General features: G+C 44.6%; 2 protein-coding genes and 1 pseudogene. 1 reads left to right on the top strand and 2 read right to left on the bottom strand.

Annotated elements, in window-relative coordinates; genetic code table 11:
• The first annotated feature begins 235 nt into the window (after positions 1 to 235).
• Positions 236 to 706: an L-alanine exporter AlaE gene (alaE, locus tag GWQ22_RS21360; RefSeq protein WP_275931611.1), complete on the top strand. Its 471-nt coding sequence runs from the start codon at positions 236 to 238 to the stop codon at positions 704 to 706.
• 6 nt (positions 707 to 712) lie between these two features.
• Here alaE and GWQ22_RS21355 read toward each other — a convergent pair.
• A pseudogene (locus tag GWQ22_RS21355) lies at positions 713 to 1,003 on the bottom strand (helix-turn-helix domain-containing protein); the annotation flags it as partial.
• Between the two features lie 101 nt (positions 1,004 to 1,104).
• Positions 1,105 to 1,287, bottom strand: a complete 183-nt coding sequence (locus tag GWQ22_RS21350) for a hypothetical protein (RefSeq protein ID WP_275931610.1) — start codon at positions 1,285 to 1,287, stop codon at positions 1,105 to 1,107.
• Between the last annotated feature and the right edge of the window lie 137 nt (positions 1,288 to 1,424).

Here is a 1,424-nt window from a genome sequence, read left to right as displayed (position 1 = left end):
CAAGGGATTTGCGCTGCTGACGTTGGTAGCGAACAACGTGAAATTCAAGGACGGAGTAAAGGTGCTGGAGGAGTCAGACAGGAGTGCCGCCTGACCGACGCCATACACCAGATTTGACAATAGCTCCCATACACCACATTTTACAATAATTATACTGCCATGTGTTACATTGACGCATATCAATCAGTAGTATAGATTCCTGCACCCTAATGATTATTAAGCAAGTTTATGTACTATGGAAGCTGTACTCTCATCAACTAAAAAACAAAAATTTGTTAATTTCGCCGCCGATGTTTTCGCACTAAATACATTTTGTTATTTCATATCAATACCAATAGAACTGGGTTTTGCACAGATGAGTTTAGAAACTCACCTGCACGCTAGACTAATAGGGCTATTTATAATCACCTCAACAGCAAGACCTTTCGGTATTTGGCGTGATTGGATTTTCAAGAGATGCAAATTGACCGAACAAAACAAAGGCATTTTCCCTTATGTAGTTGACACCTTTGCCTATCTATCCTTTGAAATGCCATTATACCTAATTAATCTGTCGATAAGTGGCGCTTCTCCTGATCAAATGATCAGAAGTGTTTTTATATTTTGTTTAATTGCAGGCGTTGTCGGCCGACCATACGGAATTTATCGCGCTTTCCTCAGAGCAAAAATATTTAAAATAAACAACACCTGTAATAAAGGTGATTAAATATTACTGTATAAGAAGCACCAATAAGGTGACGATCTTGGCGACAGGCAAGATTGGAGCGCGACCAGACGGTAAGGCTTCTAACGCATCTACACCTTTTTCTCGATACCACTGAAACCAGCGGCCAATGGCCGAGCGAGCCGCGCCAGTAAGATGATGAACATCGGTGATCGAGCGACCTTCATGTAACAGCAAGATGGTCATCAGGCGACGAGCATGCCCTTTATCAAGAGTGGCGTGGATGATTTTGTGAATGCGGCGCCGCTGTGGTCGTGACAGGGGTAATAAGAGTGGCATCAACTCACTCCTTTGGGTGCGACTTGTTTTGTTTGGCGACTAATGAGATCGCACAAACTGGACTGAGTTCCCTGCCTCCAGTGATCTACGATTCGGAACAGCTATTTAGATGAAGTAACATCGTTCTGCTCACACATGATTGAGTACCATGTAGCGACGCGACGGCTTAACTTCAGGGCACCTTGATGAAATATGGCCAGATCCCAAGGTCGATGAGCAAGCAAGGCACTCCAGCTGGTGGCGATCAGCCCCCTCACCACATAATACGGCACCAACTTGCTCATGCAGACGCTCCCCCCAGGGCAAGATCGCGAACGTTTTTTGACCAAGAAAAACAGGTTTGACCCTGCGATCCAGCTGTGATCTTATGCTCCTTTTTCAGGAGTGCCTTCATGTCTATTGATGCTGTTTTTGCTCAGTT

It is taken from the genome of Aeromonas sp. 1HA1, from assembly GCF_029237385.1.
Taxonomy (GTDB): domain Bacteria; phylum Pseudomonadota; class Gammaproteobacteria; order Enterobacterales; family Aeromonadaceae; genus Aeromonas; species Aeromonas popoffii.
The sequence above is the reverse complement of the archived record's forward strand: the minus strand, read 5'-3'. Positions and strand labels throughout refer to the sequence as shown.

What these genes read in the sequence shown, in the direction of transcription:
- alaE (WP_275931611.1), top strand. Translation starts at nt 236, where the DNA reads ATGGAAGCTGTACTCTCATCAACTAAAAAACAAAAATTTGTTAATTTC.
- GWQ22_RS21350 (WP_275931610.1), bottom strand. Translation starts at nt 1,287, where the DNA reads ATGAGCAAGTTGGTGCCGTATTATGTGGTGAGGGGGCTGATCGCCACC.